The organism is Streptomyces lacrimifluminis, assembly GCF_014646095.1.
GTDB lineage: Bacteria > Actinomycetota > Actinomycetes > Streptomycetales > Streptomycetaceae > Streptomyces > Streptomyces lacrimifluminis.
Genome location: NZ_BMMU01000022.1, coordinates 77,769 through 93,631, shown reverse-complemented (window position 1 = coordinate 93,631; position 15,863 = coordinate 77,769). Strand labels below are relative to the sequence as shown.

Sequence of the window (15,863 nt, the reverse complement as noted above, 5' to 3'; positions counted from 1 at the left end):
GTACGGGGCGACGGGGCGATATACCCGGTCACCGTTCCCCGGGGGCGGGGTCCGTGGTGGAGCGCGCGTCAGCGAGCGTGCGCAAATCACTCGATGGGGTGCCTCCGGTCGGGGGCACCCCATCGAGGGTGAGGGGTTCGGTGCGGGATTCCTGTACGTCCGCCGGGCTGCGGCTCAGATGCCCGCCGCCGCGGAGAGATCCCGCTTGATCGTCTCCAGCAGGTCCGTCGCCTTCGCGCGGGCCGCCGGGAGATCCGCGTGCGTGGGCACCGGGAGGACGACCTCCAGGTAGCACTTCAGCTTGGGCTCCGTACCGCTGGGGCGGACGATGACGCGGGCGCCGTCGAGCGTGTAGCGCAGGCCGTCCGTGGGCGGGAGTGTCTCCGTGCCCCGGGTCAGGTCCTCGGCCTTCGTGATCGGCAGGCCCGCGAGGCCGGTCGGGGGCCGCTCGCGCAGCCGGCGCATGGCGTTCGCGATGACCGAGAGGTCCTCGACGCGGACCGAGAGCTGGTCCGTGGCGTGCAGACCGTGCTCGACCGCGATGTCGTCGAGCAGGTCGAGGAGCGTACGGCCCTCGGCCTTCAGCTCGGAGGCGAGTTCCGTGATGGCGAGCGCGGCGGTGATGCCGTCCTTGTCGCGTACGCCCTCGGGGTCCACGCAGTAGCCGAGGGCCTCCTCGTAGCCGTAGCGCAGGCCGTCGACACGGGCGATCCACTTGAAGCCGGTCAGGGTCTCCTCGTACGGCAGACCCGCCTTCTCGGCGATCCGGCCCAGGAGGGACGAGGAGACGATCGACTCGGCGAACGTGCCCCGCGCGCCGTGCCGGACCAGGTGGGTGGCGAGGAGGGCGCCGACCTCGTCGCCGCGCAGCATGCGCCAGCCGTCGCCGCCGGGTACGGCCACCGCGCAGCGGTCCGCGTCCGGGTCGTTCGCGATGATCAGGTCCGGGTTCGTCTCACGGGCCTTCGCGAAGGCGAGGTCCATCGCGCCGGGCTCTTCCGGGTTGGGGAAGGCGACGGTCGGGAAGTCCGGGTCGGGGTCGGCCTGTTCGGCGACCGGTTCGGGGGCGGGGAAACCGGCCCGGGCGAAGGCCGCGAGGAGGGTCTCCAGGCCGACGCCGTGCATCGCGGTGTAGACCGTGCGGGCGGTACGGGGGGAGCCGGGCGTGAGGACGGCGTCCGTACGGGCCAGGTAGGCGTTCAGGACGGTGTCGTCGAGGGTCTCCCAGCCGGTGGTGGGGCGGGGGACGTCGGCGAGGGCGCGTACGGCGTCGATCTCGGCGGCGATCTCCGCGTCCGCCGGCGGGACGATCTGGGAACCGTCGCCCAGGTACACCTTGTAGCCGTTGTCGCGGGGCGGGTTGTGGCTGGCGGTGACCTCCACGCCCGCGACGGCGCCGAGGTGCCTTATGGCGAACGCCAGTACGGGGGTGGGGAGGGGGCGGGGGAGGACGGCAGCGCGCAGACCGGCGCCGGTCATCACGGCGGCGGTGTCCTGGGCGAAGTCGGCCGACTTGTGGCGGGCGTCGTAGCCGATGACGACGAGGCCGTCGGTTCGGCCCTTCGCCTTGAGGTACGCGGCGAGGCCGGCGGCGGCGCGGACGACGACCGAGCGGTTCATGCGCATGGGGCCGGCGCCGAGTTCGCCGCGGAGACCCGCGGTGCCGAACTGGAGGGTGCCGGTGAAGCGGGCGGTGAGTTCGGGGAGGTCCTGGGCGTCGATGAGCTTGGCGAGTTCCTCACGGGTTTCGGCGTCGGGGTCCTCGGCCAGCCACGCCTTGGCGCGTGCGATGAGTTCGTCGTCGTGCACGTCGTGCCTCTCGTTGTGGTTTTGCGGTGCGGTGCGGTGCGTGGTCGGGTGCGGGCCCATTGTTCTCGCCCCCGCCGCCCCTGCCCGTCCCATCCTGTACCTGGGGGCTGCGCCCCCAGACCCCTCTTTCGCGCTGAACGCGCTCGTCCTCAATCTCCCCCAGAGGGGGGACCCCCAGACGGGCTGAAATGAGGGGGCGGGGGCGGACCAAGCGTTACAGGCGGTCCAGGACCTGGGTCAGCAGGGCGCCCATGCGGGTGGCGCTGTCGCGGCCCGCCTGGAGGACCTCCTCGTGGTTCAGGGGCTCGCCCGTCATGCCCGCCGCGAGGTTCGTCACCAGCGAGATGCCCAGGATCTCGGCGCCGGCCTCCCGCGCCGCGATCGCCTCCAGCACCGTCGACATGCCGACCAGGTCCGCGCCGATGACCCGCGCCATCCGGATCTCGGCCGGCGTCTCGTAGTGCGGGCCCGTGAACTGGGCGTACACGCCCTCCTCAAGGCTGGGGTCGATCTCCTTGCACAGGGCACGCAGCCGCGGCGAGTACAGGTCCGTCAGGTCGACGAAGTTCGCGCCGACGATCGGGGACGTCGCCGTGAGGTTGATGTGGTCGCTGATCAGGACCGGCTGGCCGGGGCGCATGTCGGCGCGCAGGCCGCCGCAGCCGTTGGTCAGGACGATGGTCTTGCAGCCGGCGGCCACGGCGGTACGGACACCGTGCGCCACGGACGCGACGCCCCGCCCCTCGTAGTAGTGCGTGCGGCCCAGGAAGACCAGCGCGCGCTTGTCACCGATCCGGTACGAGCGGATCTTGCCGCCGTGGCCCTCGACCGCCGGCGGCGGGAACCCCGGCAGCTCGGTGACCTGGAACTCGGCCTCGGGGTCGCCCAGGGCGTCCACGGCCGGTGCCCAGCCGGAGCCCATCACGAGGGCGACGTCGTGGGTCTCGGCGCCCGTGAGCTCCCGCAGGCGCGCGGCAGCGGCGTCGGCGGCGGAGTAGGGGTCGCCCTGGATGTCGTCCGGAAGAAGAGATGCGTTCACGCGCATGAGGGTATCCGGTTCGAGCCTACGCGCGTAGATGACGGAGGTTGCGGGAGGGCGATCGTTGTCTTGTCGTTTCCAACGGCACCCGGCCGACGGCCCTCAACAGGGACGTTTTCTCAGTTCCATCACATAGTCGTGCGGCGCCCCCGCCGACTCCGCCGCGTCGGCGATCTCGCCCAGGTTCCGGGCCGACGGCAGGCCGCCCTCGTACCCGTTGAGGACGTACACCCACGCCGGTTCCTCGCCCTCCAGCGTGTCGACGCGCAGCCGCATCCGGCGGTAGATGTCGAGGCCCACGCCCTCCCAGCGGTCCAGCGAGTCCTCGTCGAGCGGGGCGATCTCGTACAGGGCGACGAAGACCTGGGAGCGCGGTGCCTCGACGATCGTGGGGAGGGCGCCCTCCCAGCCCATGTGCTCGCCGCCGAAGGTCAGCCGCCAGCCGGTCAGCCAGCCGGTGGCGCGCAGCGGCGAGTGCGGTGCGCGGCGCGTCATGAGCCGCGCGTCGAGATTGCCGGCGTAGGCGGCGTAGAGCGACATGGATCGAGAGTACGGCAGCGGACACGGCCGTCACTCCGGCAGCACACGTCCCTTCTGTACCCGTACAGGTGTCCGCCCCCGCCCGCGCCGGACCCGTCGGCGGTCCCCCTGATGCCCGCCCCGGACCCGTGCGGCGGCCCCGGGGCGTCGGCACCTCGGCGCGTACGGGACAATGGGGTATGTGACTCGGATCGTGATCATTGGTGGCGGACCCGGCGGCTACGAAGCGGCGCTGGTGGCAGCGCAGCTCGGCGCGGAGGTGACCGTCGTCGACTGCGACGGTCTGGGCGGGGCGTCGGTGCTGACCGACTGCGTCCCGTCGAAGACCCTGATCGCCACGGCCGAGGTGATGACCACCTTCGACTCGTCGTACGAGGAGCTGGGGATCATCGTCGCCGACGACACCCCACCCGACAAGCAGGCCGCCCGCGTCGTCGGTGTCGATCTCGGCAAGGTCAACCGACGGGTGAAGCGCCTCGCCCTCGCCCAGTCGCACGACATCACCGCCTCCGTCACCCGGGCCGGTGCGCGCGTCCTGCGCGGGCGCGGTCGGCTCGACGGCATGCAGGGCATCGACGGCTCCCGGAAGGTCGTCGTACGCGCCGTGGACGGCAGCGAGGAGACGCTCGTCGCCGACGCCGTGCTGATCGCCACCGGCGGACACCCGCGCGAGCTGGCCGACGCGCAGCCCGACGGGGAGCGCATCCTCAACTGGACCCAGGTCTACGACCTCACCGAGCTGCCCGAGGAGCTCATCGTGGTCGGGTCCGGTGTCACCGGCGCCGAGTTCGCCGGCGCCTACCAGGCACTCGGGTCCAAGGTGACCCTCGTGTCGTCGCGCGACCGGGTGCTGCCGGGTGAGGACCCCGACGCCGCCGCCGTCCTCGAAGAGGTCTTCCGGCGCCGTGGCATGAACGTCATGGCCCGCTCCCGCGCCGAGTCCGCCAAGCGCGTCGGCGACCGGGTCGAGGTCACCCTCTCCGACGGGCGTGTCATCACCGGCTCGCACTGTCTGATGGCCGTCGGCGCGATTCCCAACAGTGCCGGGATGGGCCTGGAGGAGGCCGGGGTCAAGCTCCGTGACTCCGGGCACATCTGGACCGACAAGGTGTCGCGGACGACCGCCCCGGGTGTGTACGCCGCCGGTGACGTGACCGGCGTCTTCGCCCTCGCGTCCGTCGCCGCCATGCAGGGCCGTATCGCCATGTACCACTTCCTCGGCGACGCGGTGGCCCCGCTCAACCTGAAGACCGTCTCCTCCAACGTCTTCACCGACCCCGAGATCGCGACCGTCGGCTACACCCAGGCCGATGTCGACGGTGGCAAGATCGAGGCCGTGGTCGTCAAACTGCCGCTGCTGCGCAATCCGCGCGCGAAGATGCAGGGGATCCGGGACGGTTTCGTCAAGCTCATGTGCCGGCCGGGCACCGGGATTGTCGTCGGCGGGTGTGTCGTGTCGCCGCGCGCCTCCGAACTCATCCACCCGATCTCGATCGCCGTCGACAACAATCTGACGGTCGAGCAGATCGCGAACGCGTTCACGGTCTATCCGTCCCTTTCGGGATCGATCGCCGAGGTCGCCCGGCAGCTTCACACGCGCAAGGCGGCGGGCGAGGCCTGACGGCCGGGAGGCGGCGAGGGGAGCGACTTCCCGCTGGTCACGGTGGTGTGCGGCCCATTCCTGCGGCATAGGCAGGGGAGATAGGCGCGTATACCACTTCCCGTAGCCCCATGTGAACAACTTCTGCTATTCGGCGCAAACTGCTGAAAGCAGACGGTCGTTGGGGTTACTGTCAGTTTCGTGTTCGCTGCAGAACGTCGTCAATTGATCCTCGAAATGGTGCGTGCCAATGGAGCCGTGTCGCTCCGTGAGCTCGCCCGCGTCGTCCAGACCTCCGAAGTGACCGTACGGCGGGACGTGCGCGCACTGGAGGCAGAAGGACTCCTCGACCGCCGGCATGGCGGTGCGGTATTGCCGGGCGGGTTCACGCGAGAGTCCGGCTTTCCGCAGAAATCCCATCTCGCGACCGCCGAGAAGACGGCCATCGCCGACCTCGCCGCGAGCTTCGTCGAAGAGGGCGAGGCCATCGTGGTCGGGGCGGGGACCACCACGCAGGAGCTGGCACGCCGGCTCGCGCGGGTCCCCGGGCTGACCGTCGTCACCAACTCCCTGTTGGTGGCCCAGGCGTTGGCCCACGCGAACAGAGTGGAGGTCGTGATGACCGGCGGCACTCTGCGCGGTTCCAACTACGCCCTGGTCGGCAGCGGCGCCGAGCAGTCCCTGCACGGGCTGCGGGTGTCCAAGGCCTTCCTCTCCGGAAGCGGGCTCACCGCCGAACGCGGACTGTCCACCTCCAACATGCTGTCGGCGTCCGTCGACCGCGCGCTGGTGCAGGCCGCCGCCGAGGTCGTCGTGCTCGCCGATCACACCAAGCTCGGTTCGGACACCATGTTCCAGACCGTGCCCACGGATGTGATCACCCGTCTCGTCACCGACGAACCGCCCGTCCACGACGACCGCGCGGGTACGGAACTCCAGGCCCTGGCCGACCAGGGGGTGCAGATCGCCGTGGCCGGATCGTCGGGCTCGGGCAACAACTCCTCGGGAAACGGGCAACAGGGCGGTGAGCACGTCCCGGGACGCCAGCAGCGCCGGGACGTACCGCTTCCCAACCCGCGCCGGGGACAGCTCCCCGGTGGCGCGGCGGGCCATCCGCTGCGCGGCACGATGCTGGGCGAGCAGCCCGGCGGACCCGGTGAGCGCGAGCGGGAACGGGCCCGGGTGGCAGACCTCCGCCGCCGCTGACCTTCGTAGGACGGGTCGCCGGGAACGGGCCGTCAGGATCGGGCCGTACGAACCGGGTTACCCGGGTACGGCCTTCAGGCCCCGCAGTGTCAGGGTCAGGAGGCGGTCGGCCAGGTCCGGGTCGTCCGGGGTCTCCTCGGCCGCCAGCGCGATCGCGTTGGTGAGCTGGAGCAGGTCGCCGATGGAGACGTCGGTGCGCAGGGTGCCGGCCCGCTGGGCGCGGGCGAGCAGGGCCGCGCCCGCCTCCCGCATCGGGTTGCTGCACCTGGCCAGCGCCGAGTCGGCGTCGTACGACACCGACATGAGCGCCCGTGCCAGGCCGCGGTACTCGCCGGCGTGCGTGACGATCTCGCGCAGCCAGGTCACCAGCGCGGTGCACGGCTCCGGGTCGGTCAGCAGTTCGCGGGAGCGGGCCAGCAGGTCGCTCACCGCGTCCTCGAAGACGGCGCTCAACAGGGCGTGCCGGTTGGGGAAGTGGCGGTAGAGGGTGCCGATGCCGAGGCCGGCGCGCCGTGCGACGTCCTCCAGCGAGGCGTCCGTCCCGTGCTCGGCGAAGGCGGAGCGTGCCTCGGTGAGGAGGCGCTCGTAGTTGCGGCGGGCGTCCGCACGGAGGCCTGCCGGCGGCTGGGCCATGGGGTCACCTGCCCTTCCTGTACGTGCTCCGTGGGTTCAGCATGCCATTGGCCGGTCGCCGTAGGGATGCGGTTGTTTGCCGGGTGCGGGCCCGGTGGGGGCTGGTCGCGCAGTTCCCCGCGCCCCTCCTGGCGTACGGGCGCTGCGCGCACCGTACGCCAGGAACAAGAAGCGCCCGGTGGGCTGATCGCTCAGTCCACCGGGCGCCTTGTGACGTCGTACGGTCAGTCTTTGATCTCGCAGATCGGTGCACCCGAGGTGAGGGAGGCGCCGATCTCGGCGGCGAGGCCCTTGATGGTGCCGGCCTTGTGGGCGTTGAGGGGCTGTTCCATCTTCATGGCCTCCAGGACGACGACCAGGTCGCCTTCCTTGACCTCCTGGCCCTCCTCGACGGCGACCTTGACGATGGTGCCCTGCATCGGGGAGGCGAGGGTGTCGCCGGAGGCCGCCGGGCCGGACTTCTTGGCGGCGCGGCGCTTGGGCTTGGCACCGGCGGCGAGGCCGGTGCGGGCCAGGGACATGCCCAGCGAGATGGGGAGGGAGACCTCCAGGCGCTTGCCGCCGACCTCGACGACCACGGTCTCGCGGCCCGCCTCCTCGTCCACCTCGACATCGGCGGGCGCGGCGAAGGCCGGGATCTCGTTGACGAACTCGGTCTCGATCCACCGGGTGTGGACCGTGAACGGGGCGTCGGAGCCGGTGAGTTCGGGCGCGAAGGCGGGGTCGGCGACCACCGCGCGGTGGAAGGGGATGGCGGTGGCCATGCCCTCGACCTGGAACTCGGCCAGTGCGCGGGCGGCCCGCTGCAGGGCCTGCTCGCGGGTGGCGCCGGTGACGATCAGCTTGGCCAGCAGGGAGTCCCAGGCGGGACCGATGACCGAGCCGGACTCGACGCCCGCGTCGAGGCGGACACCGGGGCCCGAGGGCGGCGCGAAGGTGGTGACGGTGCCCGGGGCGGGCAGGAAGCCGCGGCCGGGGTCCTCGCCGTTGATACGGAACTCGAAGGAGTGACCGCGCAGTTCGGGGTCGCCGTAACCGAGTTCCTCGCCGTCGGCGATACGGAACATCTCGCGCACGAGGTCGATGCCGGCGACCTCCTCGGTGACCGGGTGCTCGACCTGCAGACGGGTGTTGACCTCCAGGAAGGAGATCGTGCCGTCGACGCCGACCAGGAACTCCACCGTTCCGGCGCCGACGTAGCCGGCCTCCTTCAGGATCGCCTTGGAGGACGAGTACAGCTCCGCCACCTGCGCCTCGGAGAGGAACGGTGCCGGAGCCTCCTCCACCAGCTTCTGGTGGCGGCGCTGGAGCGAGCAGTCACGCGTGGAGACGACGACCACGTTGCCGTGGGAGTCGGCCAGGCACTGGGTCTCGACGTGCCGGGGCTTGTCGAGGTAGCGCTCGACGAAGCACTCGCCGCGTCCGAAGGCGGCGACCGCCTCGCGGACCGCCGAGTCGTACAGCTCGGGCACCTCTTCGAGGTTCCGGGCGACCTTCAGACCGCGTCCGCCGCCACCGAAGGCCGCCTTGATCGCGATGGGCAGGCCGTTCTCCCGGGCGAAGGCGACGACCTCGTCCGAGCCGGAGACGGGGTCGGGGGTGCCGGCGACCAGGGGTGCCCCGGCACGCTGGGCGATATGGCGGGCGGCGACCTTGTCGCCGAGGTCGCGGATGGCCTGCGGGGGCGGGCCGATCCAGGTGAGACCGGCATCGATGACGGCCTGGGCGAAGTCGGCGTTCTCCGAGAGGAAGCCGTATCCGGGATGGATCGCGTCCGCCCCTGAGTCCTTGGCGGCCTGGAGCACCTTGGCGATGTCGAGATAGCTGGTCGCCGGGGTGTCACCGCCCAAAGCGAACGCCTCATCCGCGGCACGCACATGAAGTGCGTCCCGGTCGGGGTCGGCGTACACGGCCACGCTCGCGATCCCGGCATCCTGGCAGGCCCGAGCAACGCGGACAGCGATTTCGCCACGGTTGGCGATGAGCACCTTGCGCACGATTGAGGCTCCCTCCTTGAAACAAGCCGAGTTTAGGGACTGCCGACACGGCGCATCGACCCGTCCCCACTGGTGAGCTTGCCCACACGGAGCGTGATGCGAGGCTCGCCCTACCCGTGAAATCCCTTGTCGCACCTATGTACGCGGGACTCCATCGGGAAACCCTAGCCCCCTGATGTGGTCAAGGTCTCTGTGAGAGCGTGCTGCGGCCCACGCGGATTCTTTGTGGACTCCCTACGAACGGCCCAATGATTCGCTGCCCGCCGAGGAACCTCCGCCGAACCCTTGTCCGCGCGTTTACCCGTTAGTAGCGTTCGCGCTGTACCGAACGTAGTACGAACTGAACGTAGTAGTGGTAACAGCAGCCTTGCTCGTGCGGCGCCTGAGCGGCGACCGTGCGCAGTCGAAAGTGGGTGGGGGCCGGTGGTCCGCAGACCGGTGGCATGGATCGTCGCGATCGTCCTCTTCGTGGAGGCGTTCGGTATTGCCGCGCTGAACTGGTTCCTGGGGATCGTGGTGGGCCGCCAGAAGATGTCCCTCGCCGGCCTCGACCCGGACATGATGGCCGTGTCCTCGAAGGTCGGCGGTGTGCTGTTCGGCGCCTACTTCGCGCTGTGCGGTGTGGTGGCCCTGCTCGTCGCCTGGCGTGACCGCTCCCCGGCCGGGCTCGGCCGCATCCTGCTGATCAGCGTTGCCGTGGTGCACGCGCTGCTGGGCGCGTTCGTCTGGGGGCTGGTGGGTGTGCCGGCGTTCCTGGCCATGATCGTGGTGCTGACGCTGGTGGTGCTCCTGCTGATGACGTACGACAAGCAGAACCCCACCGCGACCGAGCCCCCCGAGGACACTTCCCCGTTGACGCCCCAGCCGACCCCCACCGCCCCCTGAGCGTCTCCCTCCGCCCCGGCTACTTCTCCCGGGGCGTCCACAACTCCGTGATTCCGACGCCGAGTTCGGCGAGCAGCCTGCGTACGAGTGGCAGGCTGATGCCGATGACGTTGCCGTGGCCGCCGTCGATGCCGTCGATGAACGGCGCCGAGCGGCCGTCGAGCGTGAACGCTCCGGCGACGTGGAGGGGCTCGCCCGAGGCGACGTACGCGGCGATCTCCTCGTCCGTCGGCTCGCCGAAGCGGACCACGGTGGACGCGGTGGCCGAGACGGAGCGCCCCGTCGCCGTGTCGTGGACGCAGTGCCCGGTCTCCAGGGTGCCCGCCCGGCCGCGCATCGACTTCCAGCGGGCGGTGGCCTCCTCGGCGTCGGTGGGCTTGCCGTACGCCTCGCCGTCCAGGTCGAGGACGGAGTCGCAGCCGATCACCAGCGCGCCGTGCACCTCGGGCCGTGCGGCCACCACGGCGGCCTTGGCCTCGGCGAGGGCGAGGGCCAGTTCGGCGGGGGTCGGCGCGGTCACGGCGTCCTCGTCGAACCCGCTGACGATCACCTCGGGGTCGAGTCCGGCCTGCCTGAGCAGGTTGAGCCGGGCGGGGGACTGGGAGGCGAGCACGAGACGGCGGCGCGGCTGATCATCGGTCATGCGGCCAGGGTATCGGCGGGGTACGGGGCCCGGACAGGTCCTACAGCACGCCGAGGACGATCATCGCGAGCAGCATCGCCAGCGCCATGAGAAACCCGAGCCGCCGAAGCATCTGCTGCGCGTCGCGCAGTTCCTTCGGCGGCTCGTTCTCGGGGTCGGACCACAGCATTCCACTAGCGTGGGGCTTGGCGGGTGGGGGGCGCCTGAGTACGCGTACTCAACTTGCCCCCGCTATGCGCATCGTTTGCTGCGGGCCGGCGGGGGCTGGTCGCTCCCTCCCCAGTCTCGGCTTCGCTCGAGCGGGGGGACCCCCATCGCGGCGGAGCCGCATATCGATACAGCCCCGCGCCCCTGTCGGGGGCGCGGTTGCTCAGCCTGGCCAGTAGGTCCGGCCCCAGGACGACGGACCTGGGTGGGGCAGGTGCTGGGTGGTGATCCTTGCCGGATCCGACCACGCGTCCTTCGTGCCGGGGGTGCCAGGTGCCGTGGAGGACGCCGCCACGGCGCGGGCTCGGACCACCGCCAGGGCGGCGGCGAGCTCCTCGGGGGTCGGATTGCCCCGTACGACCTTGATGTTCACAACGGCTCCTGAACTGTCTGAGCGGTCGGTCCGGACGGTCTAGAGGGGGATGTTGCCGTGCTTCTTCGGCGGCAGGGACTCGCGCTTCGTACGGAGCTGGCGCAGGCCCCGTACGACCTGGCGGCGGGTGTCGGACGGCAGGATCACCGCGTCCACGTAGCCGCGTTCGGCCGCGATGTAGGGGTTGAGGAGGTGGTCCTCGTACTCCTGGATCAGGCGGGCGCGGACGGCCTCCAGGTCCTCCCCGTTCGCCTCCGCCTCGGCGATCGTGCGGCGGTGGAGGATGTTGACCGCGCCCTGGGCGCCCATCACGGCGATCTGGGCGGTCGGCCAGGCGAGGTTGAGATCGGCACCCAGGTGCTTGGAGCCCATGACGTCGTAGGCGCCGCCGAAGGCCTTGCGGGTGATGACCGTGATGAGGGGGACGGTCGCCTCGGCGTAGGCGTAGATCAGCTTCGCGCCCCTGCGGATGATGCCCGTGTGCTCCTGGTCGACGCCCGGCAGGAAGCCGGGGACGTCCACGAAGGTGATGACCGGGACGTTGAAGGCGTCGCACGTACGGACGAAGCGGGCCGCCTTCTCCGAGGCGTCGATGTCGAGGCAGCCCGCGAACTGCATCGGCTGGTTGGCGACGATCCCGACCGGCCGGCCCTCCACCCGGCCGAACCCGGTGAGGATGTTGGGCGCGAAAAGGGACTGGGTCTCGAAGAACTCGGCGTCGTCCAGGACGTGTTCGATCACCGTGTGCATGTCGTACGGCTGGTTCGCGCTGTCCGGGATCAGGACGTCCAGCTCGCGGTCCTCGTCCGTGACGGCGAGGTCCGCCTCCTCCGGGAACAGCGGGGGCTCGCTGAGGTTGTTGGACGGCAGGTACGACAGCAGCTGCTTGACGTACTCGATGGCGTCCTTCTCGTCGCCGGCCATGTGGTGGGCCACGCCCGAGGCGGAGTTGTGGGTGCGGGCGCCGCCCAGTTCCTCGAAGCCGACGTCCTCGCCGGTGACCGTCTTGATGACGTCCGGGCCGGTGATGAACATGTGCGAGGTCTGGTCGACCATGACCGTGAAGTCGGTGATGGCCGGGGAGTACACGGCTCCGCCCGCGCAGGGGCCCACGACCAGGCTGATCTGCGGGATGACCCCGGACGCATGGGTGTTGCGGCGGAAGATCTCGCCGTACGCGCCCAGGGACGCCACGCCCTCCTGGATACGGGCGCCGCCCGAGTCGTTGATGCCGATGACCGGACAGCCGGTCTTCAGCGCGAAGTCCATGACCTTGACGATCTTCTGGCCGTACACCTCGCCCAGCGCGCCGCCGAACACGGTGAAGTCCTGCGAGAACACGGCGATCGGACGGCCGTCGACGGTGCCGTAACCGGTCACCACACCGTCTCCGTACGGGCGGTTGTTCTCCAGCCCGAAGTTGGTCGAGCGGTGCGTGGCGAACTCGTCCAGCTCCACGAACGAGTCCTCGTCGAGGAGCAGTTCGATCCGCTCACGGGCCGTCAGTTTGCCCTTGGCGTGCTGCTTCTCGACAGCCCGTCCCGATCCGGCGTGCGTCGCCGCCTCGACGCGGCGTTGCAGGTCGGCGAGCTTGCCCGCGGTGGTGTGGATGTCGATCTGTTGCGGCTGTACCGGCTCGGCCATCGGGATGCGGCTCCCTGCAAAGAGTGACGTGCTCAGAAGGGGGGGTTGGCTACTCATCCGTAGCGTAGTGGCGGGCCTACCCATCGGCAGTGCGGCGTTTACCACATCTAGTGTGGCTTGCATGACGCCGCGAGATGACGCAGACAACGACGCAGACAACACCGAGGGCGCAGCAGGACCGGAGGGTGCGGCGGGAAGCGACGGGCGCTGGTCCGACCTGGACCGGCCGCCGCTCAACGCCGTCGCGCTGCGCCGGGCCCTGGTCCGGGAGGGCGGGCTCTGGTCGGGGGTGGAGGTCGTCCGCAGTACGGGGTCCACGAACGCCGATCTCGTCGCCCTCGCGGGCGCGGGCAAGGCGGAGGAGGGTCTGATCCTGCTCGCCGAGGAGCAGACCGCCGGACGCGGCCGGCTGGACCGGCAGTGGACGGCGCCCGCCCGTTCCGGGCTGTTCTTCTCCGTACTGCTGAAGCCGACGCAGGTCCCGGTGGCCCGCTGGGGCTGGCTGCCGCTGCTCACCGGGGTCGCGGTGGCCACGGGACTGTCACGCGCCGCGGGCGTCGATACGTCCCTCAAGTGGCCCAACGACCTGCTGGTGAACGTGGGCGGCGCGGAGCGCAAGGCGGGCGGGATCCTCGCGGAGCGGTCCGGCGCGGACGGGGTGGTGATCGGCATCGGCGTCAACGTCACCCTGCGCGAGGACGAGCTGCCGGTGCCGACGGCGGGGTCGCTGGCGCTGGCCGGGGCGGTGGGGACGGACCGGGATCCGCTGCTGAGGGCGGTGCTGCGGTCGCTGGAGCAGTGGTACGTGCGGTGGCGGTCGGTGGAGGGGGATCCCGTGTTGTCGGGGCTGCAGGAGACGTATGCGGCGGGGTGCGCGACATTGGGGCGGACGGTGCGGGCGGAGTTGCCGGGGGACCGGTCCATCGTGGGCGAGGCGGTTGCCGTGGACGGGGACGGAAGGCTGGTGCTCGCCACGGAGGAGGGGGTGCAGGAGCCGGTGGGGGCGGGGGATGTGGTGCACCTGCGGCCGGCCTAAGGAATTTCCCCCCGCCCACCCGTTATCCCGTCCGTTTACGGGCGCCCTCGAAGTTCTCGGTGCCGGGCGGCATTTTCAGCCCGTCCGGGGGCGCAGCCCCCAGTGACGGTCACACCAACACCGGGTAGGTCGTCCCTGCTGGACCTGGCGGAGCGAGGCCGTATCGTTGAGGGCGGTCGATATCTGACCGTGACAGATCGGAAGGGCAGCAGGCGTGACCGTCGACGACACGGGCTCCGACACGGCGGGCAGCCGGGTGGACGGTCCCCCACTCTCGGCTTCGCTCGACCGGGGGGTCCCCCATGACGCCGACACCGGCGGAGACCCGCTCGCCCTGCGCCTCGAACAGCTCATCCTCGGCGCCGAGCGGCGCTACACGCCCTTTCAGGCCGCCCGCAGTGCCGGTGTCTCCATGGAGCTGGCGTCCCGCTTCTGGCGGGCGATGGGTTTCGCCGACATCGGGCAGGCCAAGGCGCTGACCGAGGCGGACGTCCTCGCGCTGCGCCGGCTCGCCGGTCTCGTCGAGGCGGGGCTGCTGAGCGAGGCGATGGCCGTGCAGGTGGCGCGCTCCACCGGGCAGACCACCGCCCGTTTGGCCGAGTGGCAGATCGACTCCTTCCTGGAGGGACTGACCGAGCCGCCCGAGCCCGGAATGACACGCACCGAGGTGACGTACCCGCTGATCGAGCTGCTCCTGCCCGAGCTGGAGGAGTTCATCGTGTACGTCTGGCGGCGCCAGCTCGCCGCCGCGACCGGGCGGGTCGTGCAGGCCGCCGACGACGAGGAGATGGTCGACCGGCGGCTCGCCGTCTGCTTCGCCGACCTGGTCGGGTTCACGCGGCTGACCCGGCGTATGGAGGAGGAGGAGCTCGGCGAACTCGTCGAGGCCTTCGAGACCACGGCCGCCGACCTGGTGGCGGCGAACGGCGGGCGGCTCGTCAAGACGCTCGGCGACGAGGTGCTGTACGCGGCGGACGAGCCGGGCGTGGCCGCCGAGATCGCGCTGCGGCTGATCGAGACGATGGCGCACGACGAGACGATGCCCGAGCTGCGGGTCGGGATGGCCTTCGGCACGGTGACCACCCGTATGGGTGATGTGTTCGGGTCGACGGTGAATCTGGCCTCGCGGTTGACGTCGATAGCGCCGCGGGACGCCGTGCTCGTCGACGCGGCGTTCGCGGAGGAGCTGATCCGTACCGGGGACGCGCCCGCCTCCGAGGCGGAGGCGGCCGAGGCCGCCGCCACCGCGGAGAAGGAGGGCGAGGAGCCGCCGGTGTACCGCTTCGCGCTCCAGCCGATGTGGCAGCGGCCCGTGCGCGGGCTCGGCGTGGTCGAGCCCTGGCTGCTGACCCGGCGGGCCGGTCCCGTCGCGTAGGACCGGCCGCGCGCGTTCCCCTCCGCTCAGTGGCGGTGGTTCAGCGCGTCCACGCACAGGCCGATGAGCGGTACGCACACTCCGCCGGGCGCCGAGGGCTGCGGGGCCGGTGCGGGGGCCTGCGGGGGCTCGGGCGTCGGCGCGGGGGCCGGTGCCCCTTGCTGCGGGGGCTGTGGCTGGGGCTGAGGCGCCACTGGTGCCGGGGCCGCCGGCCGCACCTGGCCGGGCGGGGTGACGGGCGCCGGCGTGCTGGGGTGCTGCGGGATCGTGGTGGCGTCGGCGGCGGGCCCGAGGGCCGTGGGGAGCGCGCCGAGGGGCAAGGGCCGCAAGGGGCCGGTCGTGCTCGGGAGAGCCGTCGGAAGCGCGGTCGAGGGCGTGGTCGGGACGGAGGTCGCGCCGCCCATCGGGGCGCTCGCCGACGGGTTCGCCGTGGGGATGCCACCGACGTCGGACGCCGTGTCGCCGGTGCGGTCGGCCGAGGCGCCCCCGTCCGAATTCGAGTCAGCGTTCGAGTCCGCGCTCATGTCGGTGTCCAGGTCGGACTGGGCCTGGGCCCTGCCGACGCCCATTCCGCCGTCGGGCGCCATCCGTACGAGGCTCAGGACCCCGGCGGCCAGCGCGAAGCCGCCCGCCGCCAGCAGGACCTTGCGGGGGCGGGGCTTGCGGTGCCGGCCCCGGGGGCGGTTGAGGAGGGGCGTCGGCGGGGCCTCGGACGCCGGAGGCGCGGAAGGAGGCGGGGGAGGGGTCCATGGCCGGGCGGGGGCCTGGTACTGCGCTGGGATGCGGGACGGGGCCTGTGGCGGGACCTGCGCGTGCCTTGGTGTGCCTGTCCCGACCGGCCTTGTCGTCGTGTCCGTCATCGCGATCCCTCCCCGT

General features: G+C 71.4%; 15 protein-coding genes. 5 read left to right on the top strand and 10 right to left on the bottom strand.

Annotation, left to right across the window (positions count from 1 at the left end; translation table 11 throughout):
- Positions 1-174 precede the first annotated feature (174 nt).
- The 3 genes from IEY89_RS28280 to IEY89_RS28270 all read right to left on the bottom strand — a co-directional run bounded on the left by IEY89_RS28280 (position 175) and on the right by IEY89_RS28270 (position 3,388).
- Positions 175-1,869, bottom strand: coding sequence for a phospho-sugar mutase (locus tag IEY89_RS28280; protein WP_229695451.1), 1,695 nt, complete (start codon positions 1,867-1,869; stop codon positions 175-177).
- Positions 1,870-2,023: 154 nt separating this feature from the next.
- Positions 2,024-2,848 (bottom strand): purine-nucleoside phosphorylase, encoded by an 825-nt coding sequence (locus IEY89_RS28275; RefSeq protein ID WP_189150332.1) that lies wholly within the window; start codon positions 2,846-2,848, stop codon positions 2,024-2,026.
- Positions 2,849-2,950: 102 nt separating this feature from the next.
- Positions 2,951-3,388: a gamma-glutamylcyclotransferase family protein gene (locus IEY89_RS28270; RefSeq protein WP_189150331.1), complete on the bottom strand. Its 438-nt coding sequence runs from the start codon at positions 3,386-3,388 to the stop codon at positions 2,951-2,953.
- A gap of 172 nt (positions 3,389-3,560) precedes the next feature.
- Between IEY89_RS28270 and IEY89_RS28265 the strand changes: the two genes are divergently transcribed.
- On the top strand, positions 3,561-5,009 hold the full coding sequence (locus IEY89_RS28265; RefSeq protein WP_189150330.1) for an NAD(P)H-quinone dehydrogenase: 1,449 nt from the start codon (positions 3,561-3,563) through the stop codon (positions 5,007-5,009).
- A 180-nt stretch (positions 5,010-5,189) separates the two neighbouring features.
- The gene (locus tag IEY89_RS28260; protein WP_189150329.1) at positions 5,190-6,194 is read left to right on the top strand and encodes a DeoR/GlpR family DNA-binding transcription regulator; all 1,005 of its coding nucleotides are present in this window, start codon (positions 5,190-5,192) and stop codon (positions 6,192-6,194) included.
- Between the two features lie 57 nt (positions 6,195-6,251).
- On the opposite strand, the gene IEY89_RS28255 is transcribed toward IEY89_RS28260, so the two are convergent.
- Entirely contained in the window at positions 6,252-6,827 is a 576-nt protein-coding gene (locus IEY89_RS28255) for a TetR/AcrR family transcriptional regulator (protein WP_189150328.1), read from the bottom strand.
- 224 nt (positions 6,828-7,051) lie between these two features.
- Positions 7,052-8,824, bottom strand: a complete 1,773-nt coding sequence (locus tag IEY89_RS28250) for an acetyl/propionyl/methylcrotonyl-CoA carboxylase subunit alpha (protein WP_189150327.1) — start codon at positions 8,822-8,824, stop codon at positions 7,052-7,054.
- Between the two features lie 423 nt (positions 8,825-9,247).
- Between IEY89_RS28250 and IEY89_RS28245 the strand changes: the two genes are divergently transcribed.
- Complete coding sequence (locus tag IEY89_RS28245; protein WP_189150326.1) at positions 9,248-9,709, top strand: hypothetical protein; 462 nt, start codon at positions 9,248-9,250, stop codon at positions 9,707-9,709.
- 19 nt (positions 9,710-9,728) lie between these two features.
- On the opposite strand, the gene IEY89_RS28240 is transcribed toward IEY89_RS28245, so the two are convergent.
- The 4 genes from IEY89_RS28240 to IEY89_RS28230 form a co-directional block, all read right to left on the bottom strand.
- Positions 9,729-10,352 carry a nucleoside triphosphate pyrophosphatase gene (locus IEY89_RS28240; protein ID WP_189150325.1) on the bottom strand — a complete coding sequence of 208 codons (624 nt, stop codon included), beginning with the start codon at positions 10,350-10,352 and terminating at the stop codon, positions 9,729-9,731.
- A gap of 40 nt (positions 10,353-10,392) precedes the next feature.
- Positions 10,393-10,521, bottom strand: a complete 129-nt coding sequence (gene mmpB / locus IEY89_RS41550; protein WP_268240764.1) for a morphogenic membrane protein MmpB — start codon at positions 10,519-10,521, stop codon at positions 10,393-10,395.
- 201 nt (positions 10,522-10,722) lie between these two features.
- The gene (locus IEY89_RS28235; protein ID WP_189150324.1) at positions 10,723-10,932 is read right to left on the bottom strand and encodes an acyl-CoA carboxylase subunit epsilon; all 210 of its coding nucleotides are present in this window, start codon (positions 10,930-10,932) and stop codon (positions 10,723-10,725) included.
- A gap of 39 nt (positions 10,933-10,971) precedes the next feature.
- Complete coding sequence (locus IEY89_RS28230; protein WP_189150323.1) at positions 10,972-12,576, bottom strand: acyl-CoA carboxylase subunit beta; 1,605 nt, start codon at positions 12,574-12,576, stop codon at positions 10,972-10,974.
- Positions 12,577-12,697: 121 nt separating this feature from the next.
- Here IEY89_RS28230 and IEY89_RS28225 point away from each other — a divergent pair, with 121 nt between their 5' ends.
- The gene (locus IEY89_RS28225; protein WP_229695450.1) at positions 12,698-13,612 is read left to right on the top strand and encodes a biotin--[acetyl-CoA-carboxylase] ligase; all 915 of its coding nucleotides are present in this window, start codon (positions 12,698-12,700) and stop codon (positions 13,610-13,612) included.
- Positions 13,613-13,826: 214 nt separating this feature from the next.
- Positions 13,827-14,987, top strand: coding sequence for an adenylate/guanylate cyclase domain-containing protein (locus IEY89_RS28220; RefSeq protein ID WP_189150322.1), 1,161 nt, complete (start codon positions 13,827-13,829; stop codon positions 14,985-14,987).
- A 26-nt stretch (positions 14,988-15,013) separates the two neighbouring features.
- On the opposite strand, the gene IEY89_RS28215 is transcribed toward IEY89_RS28220, so the two are convergent.
- Complete coding sequence (locus IEY89_RS28215; protein ID WP_229695458.1) at positions 15,014-15,847, bottom strand: MSCRAMM family adhesin SdrC; 834 nt, start codon at positions 15,845-15,847, stop codon at positions 15,014-15,016.
- Positions 15,848-15,863: the final 16 nt, after the last annotated feature.